The 5,173-nt window shown below is 64.3% G+C and carries 5 protein-coding genes and 1 pseudogene; all 6 read left to right on the plus strand.

Going from position 1 to position 5,173, the window contains the following annotated elements:
* Window positions 1-398 (plus strand): annotated as a pseudogene (locus tag RIF85_RS14375) (pyruvate dehydrogenase (acetyl-transferring), homodimeric type); the annotation flags it as partial.
* 131 nt (window positions 399-529) lie between these two features.
* Window positions 530-1,768 carry a helix-turn-helix domain-containing protein gene (locus RIF85_RS14380; protein ID WP_309072585.1) on the plus strand — a complete coding sequence of 413 codons (1,239 nt, stop codon included), beginning with the start codon at window positions 530-532 and terminating at the stop codon, window positions 1,766-1,768.
* A gap of 78 nt (window positions 1,769-1,846) precedes the next feature.
* Window positions 1,847-2,812 (plus strand): ACP S-malonyltransferase, encoded by a 966-nt coding sequence (locus RIF85_RS14385; protein WP_309072586.1) that lies wholly within the window; start codon window positions 1,847-1,849, stop codon window positions 2,810-2,812.
* The gene (locus tag RIF85_RS14390) at window positions 2,809-3,864 is read left to right on the plus strand and encodes a beta-ketoacyl-ACP synthase III (RefSeq protein ID WP_309072587.1); all 1,056 of its coding nucleotides are present in this window, start codon (window positions 2,809-2,811) and stop codon (window positions 3,862-3,864) included. The genes RIF85_RS14385 and RIF85_RS14390 overlap by 4 nt, the downstream gene beginning before the upstream one ends.
* A 77-nt stretch (window positions 3,865-3,941) precedes the next feature.
* A complete protein-coding gene (locus RIF85_RS14395) occupies window positions 3,942-4,187 on the plus strand; it encodes an acyl carrier protein (protein ID WP_309072588.1) in 246 nt (81 codons plus the stop codon).
* An 88-nt stretch (window positions 4,188-4,275) separates the two neighbouring features.
* Window positions 4,276-5,173 (plus strand): beta-ketoacyl synthase N-terminal-like domain-containing protein (locus RIF85_RS14400; protein ID WP_309072589.1); only part of this gene is annotated, 898 nt, incomplete at its 3' end.

Here is a 5,173-nt window from a genome sequence, read left to right on the forward strand (position 1 = left end):
GGAATGAACTCCGACGTGACGCCCTCGCCGCCGAGGAGGAAGGCTTCCTCAACCCCGGCGCCGAGACGCGTGTACCGTTCGTCACGCAGCAACTGGGCAACGCTCCGGGACCCATCGTGGCAGTCACCGACTACATGAAGGCCGTACCCGACCAGATCCGCCAGTTCCTCCCCCAGGAATTCGCCACGCTCGGTGCCGACGGTTTCGGCTTCTCCGACACGCGTGCCGCTGCACGGCGCTTCTTCAAGATCGATTCCCACTCCGTCGTCGTACGCACCCTTGAGCTTCTGGCCAAGCGGGGCGAAGTCGACCCGGAAGCACCACGCCAGGCCATCGAGAAGTACTCACTCCTGGACGTAAACGCCGGAACAACGGGCAACGCAGGCGGAGACTCCTAACCCCCGATTTAACCCTGGCAGGACTCGTCTGCTCCCTCGGGGGAGCTGCGGGTCCTGCTCGGCGTTTAACGGCCTCTTTGTAGCCTTTGCACAAAATGGAGCCCACGGGGCCGGAGCCGTATGCTCGATTCATGGCATTGCCCACTCCCCCGCGCGGGACGTCCCTGCCCGCTCCGGATCCGACGACGGTGGACCGGCTGCGGACCCAAATTGGCGCTATCTCGACGGCCACGCTGAAGCAGCTTGATTCTTCCCTGCCCTGGTACCGCAATCTCAGGCCCGACGAACGGTCCGCGCTTGGCCTGGTAGCACAGAAGGGCATCGCCTCTTTCGTCAACTGGTACCAGAAACCTGTTTCTCCGGCGTGGGTGCTCAGCGATGTCTTCGGTACGGCACCGACGGAACTTACGCGCTCCATCAGCCTCCAGAAGGCGCTCCAGCTGATCCGCGTCGTCGTGCAGGTGGTAGAGGATCAGGTGCCCGACCTCGCCTCGGATGCTGACCAGGGGCTCCTCCGCGAGGCGGTGCTCAGGTACTCGCGCGAGGTAGCGTTCGCCGCAGCCGATGTCTATGCCAGAGCCGCCGAAACCCGCGGTTCCTGGGACACCAGGCTGGAAGCCCTGGTGGTGGATGCGATCCTGCGAGGGGAAAGTTCAGATGCGCTTCGATCTCGAATCGCGGCCGTAGGCTGGAAGTCGCAGGCGCCCATCACCGTCATGGTGGGCAGCTCTCCTGCCGAGCCGAACGCGATGTTCCTCAACGAGCTCCGCCGTACGACCAGCCGTCTGGCTGAAGACACACTCGTGGGAATCCAGGGCGATCGGCTCATTCTCGTCCTCGGAGGGGTGCAGGACCGCGACAGCTCCTACGTGAAGCTCAGTGAACTGTTCGGCCCCGGCCCGGTAGTCTACGGGCCCGAATCGGCCTCGCTGGTAGCGGCCAGCGGTTCCGCCCAGGCCGCCTTCGCCGGGCTCACCGCCGCCCGGGCGTGGCCTTCTGCCCCGCGCCCTGTCGCTGCCGATGACCTATGGCCCGAACGGGTCATCTCCGGAGACGACACCGCGCGGAAAGCGCTCCTGCGCAACATCTACCGTCCCCTTGCCAGCGCGCAGAACGGGCTGGAAGAAACCCTGTCCGCCTACCTGGCGCTGGGTCATTCGCTCGAAGCCACGTCCCGGGAATTGTTCGTCCATGCCAACACGGTCCGCTACCGTTTGCGACGCGTGTGCGACATCACCGGATGGGACCCGCTCCTCCCCCGGGAGGCCTTCGTGCTGCAGACAGCCCTCGTTATCGGACGTCTCGCGCCGCCTCCCAAGAGCGCAACAGAGCGGTCTTCGACTAGGTCGGATCGCACCGCCTCGTTGTAGACTTCCTACAAAGTGGCTTCGGGAGCTTCGTGCACCGAAACACCCTGCTTCTTACCGCCCATTTGGAAAGCTTGATACGTGCTTGCAATTCTCTGCCCTGGACAAGGGTCCCAGTCCCCCGGATTCCTGACTCCATGGCTCGACCTTCCGGGCGTGCGCGAGCACCTTGAGGCTCTCAGCGATGCCGCCGGCGTCGACCTGGTGCGGCACGGAACGGTCTCTGACGAAGAAACCATCCGCGACACTGCCGTAGCGCAACCGCTGATCGTTGCCGCCGGGCTAGTGGCCGCCCGCGTGCTCCTCGGTGACACACCGCTCACTTCAGCGACCGTCGTCGCCGGCCACTCTGTCGGTGAACTGACGGCATCAGCGATTGCCGGAGCCCTGACCGAGCAGGATGCCGTCACACTCGTGCGCACCAGGGCACAGTCAATGGCCGCGGCCGCTTCAGTCACTCCTACCGGGATGAGCGCGGTGCTGGGCGGGGACCCCGACGACGTCGCGGCCACCCTTGAGCGGCACGGATTGACTGCGGCGAATGCGAACGGCGGCGGGCAGGTGGTTGCAGCGGGCACGCTTGAGCAGCTTTCGGCACTCGCCGCGGATCCGCCCCAGAAGGCACGCGTCATACAGCTGAAGGTTGCCGGCGCCTTTCACACTCACCACATGGCGCCGGCTGTAGAGGCGCTTGAAGCGCTTCGTCCGTCCCTGGCTCCGGTAGAGCCCCTTGCGACGTTGCTTTCGAACTACGACGGCGAACCAGTAGCTTCCGGCGAACTGAATCTCGACAGCCTCATTGCACAGGTTTCCCGTCCGGTCCGGTGGGACCTGTGCATGCAGCGTCTGCAGGACATGGGCGTATCCGGAGTGCTGGAATTGCCTCCAGCGGGTACCCTGACAGGGCTGGCAAAGCGCGGGATGCGTGGAACGGCCAGCCTGGCAGTAAAAGCACCTGATGACCTGGGCGCCGCTCGGGACTTCATCGAAGAGCACTCCCGGACCGCGCCACCGGCCAACGCCCCCATCGCAGAAGGAAACGCGTGACTACTCCCACCCTCAAACAGTCCACACTGCGTGAGCACACGCGCATCCACGGTCTGGGTGTCTTCCGCCCCGATGTCATCGTCACCAATGAGGACATCTGTCAGTGGATCGATTCCTCCGACGAGTGGATCCGGCAGCGCACGGGCATTGCCACGCGGCACCGCGCCGACAAGGACACCAGCGTCATCGACATGGGCGAAGCCGCAGCACGAGCTGCTCTCAAGGACGCCGGCATCGAGGCCTCGCAACTGGGCGCTGTGCTCGTCTCCACCGTGACGCACCCCTATGCCACCCCCTCTGCAGCTGCGCAGCTTGCCGACCGTCTCGGTGCTACTCCTGCACCTGCGTACGACATTTCGGCAGCCTGCGCAGGGTACTGCTACGGCATCGCTCAGGCGGATGCCCTCGTGCATGCGGGCACCGCGGATTATGTCCTCGTAGTCGGCGTCGAGAAACTCTCTGACTTCATCGACAACACCGAGCGCACCATCTCGTTCCTACTCGGTGACGGCGCCGGCGCCGTCGTCATCGGACCGTCCGACTCCCCCGGAATCGGGCCATCTGTCTGGGGTTCCGACGGCAGCAAGCATGAATCCATCCGGATGACGCATTCGCTCCTTGACGTGCGTGACCTGTCGTTGGCTGCATTGTCCCAGGGCGCCGATGCACTGTCCTCAGCCGCGGAGTCGGCAATCTGGCCGACGATGCTCCAGGATGGCCCCACCGTGTTCCGCTGGGCTGTTTGGGAAATGGCCAAAGTCGCCCAGCAAGCACTCGATGCAGCAGGCGTCCGCGCTGAAGATCTCGTGGCATTCATTCCTCATCAGGCGAATATCCGGATCATCGACGAGATGGTGAAGCAGCTCGGCCTGCCCGATCAGGTGGCCGTTGCCCGGGATATCGTCGACGCCGGCAACACTTCGGCCGCATCGATCCCGCTCGCCATGCACCGCCTCATCTCCGAGAAGCCGGAGCTCAGCGGAGGCCTTGCACTGCAGATCGGCTTCGGCGCCGGTCTGGTGTTCGGCGCCCAGGTGGTCGTCCTCCCGTAGTTTTCCGCTTCGAGCCGTAACCGCGGCCCGATCGAACCGATCCGGTATGCACCGGAACACATAGAAAAGGAGCCATCATGGCTAGCAACGAAGAGATCCTCGCAGGACTGGCTGAAATCGTGAATGAAGAGACGGGCCTCGCTCCCGAATCCGTAGAGCTGGACAAGTCCTTCACCGACGACCTCGACATTGACTCCATCTCCATGATGACCATCGTCGTCAACGCCGAGGAGAAGTTCGGTGTGCGCATTCCCGACGAGGAAGTCAAGAACCTCAAGACCGTCGGTGACGCTGTGGACTTCATCGCCAACGCTCAGTCCTAGTCGTGTGCGGCGATGGCACTCGACTTCGCCATCGCCGCATCTTCAGGCACCTTCCACACGGAAACAACGACGCATCAGAGAGTGAACCATGGCACGCAAAGTAGTCATCACCGGCTTGGGCGCCACCACACCCATCGGCGGCGATGTTCCCACCATGTGGGCGAACGCACTAAAGGGCGTCTCAGGCGCCCGCACCATCGAGGCCGACTGGGTTGCCGAGTTCGAGCTCCCCGTCACCTTCGCTGCCCAGGTTTCGACTCCTGCGAGTGAAGTCCTCACACGGGTTGAGGCCAAGCGGATGGACCCTTCAACCCAGTTCGCAGTCGTTGCTGCCCGTGAGGCGTGGCGCGACTCGGGCATACAGGATGTGGACCACGATCGCTTAGCTGTCGCCTTCGCCACCGGTATCGGCGGCGTCTGGACGTTGCTCGATGCCTGGGACACCCTCAAGGCCAAGGGCCCCCGTCGTGTTTTGCCCATGACCGTTCCCATGCTGATGCCGAACGGCCCGGCGGCCGCGGTCAGTCTGGACCTTGGCGCCCGCGCCGGTGCCCATACCCCCGTATCGGCCTGCGCGTCCGGCACCGAAGCCCTTCACCAGGGACTCGAACTGATCCGGTCCGGTAAAGCCGACGTAGTCATGTGCGGCGGCGCCGAAGCTGCGATTCACCCGATGCCGATCGCTGCCTTTGCGTCCATGCAGGCCCTGTCACGCCGCAACGACGATCCTGAACATGCCTCGCGCCCCTACGACGTCGATCGCGACGGCTTCGTGATGGGTGAGGGTGCGGGAGCCCTGCTCCTTGAAGCAGAGGAACATGCCCTGGCACGCGGCGCCCGAATCTACGGAGAACTGGCAGGAACCTCCGTCACCGCCGACGCCTACCACATCACCGCGCCGGACCCCGAGGGCCTTGGTGCCACCCGCGCCCTCAAGGCCGCATTGTTCGATGCGCGTGCTCAAGCGTCCGACGTCGTGCATGTCA

It is taken from the genome of Arthrobacter sp. (assembly GCF_031179385.1).
Taxonomy (GTDB): Bacteria; Actinomycetota; Actinomycetes; order Actinomycetales; family Micrococcaceae; genus Arthrobacter_D.

Excerpts from the sequence above, each read along its gene's own strand:
- RIF85_RS14380 (WP_309072585.1), top strand. The coding sequence starts at position 530 with ATGGCATTGCCCACTCCCCCGCGCGGGACGTCCCTGCCCGCTCCGGAT.
- RIF85_RS14395 (WP_309072588.1), top strand. The coding sequence starts at position 3,942 with ATGGCTAGCAACGAAGAGATCCTCGCAGGACTGGCTGAAATCGTGAAT.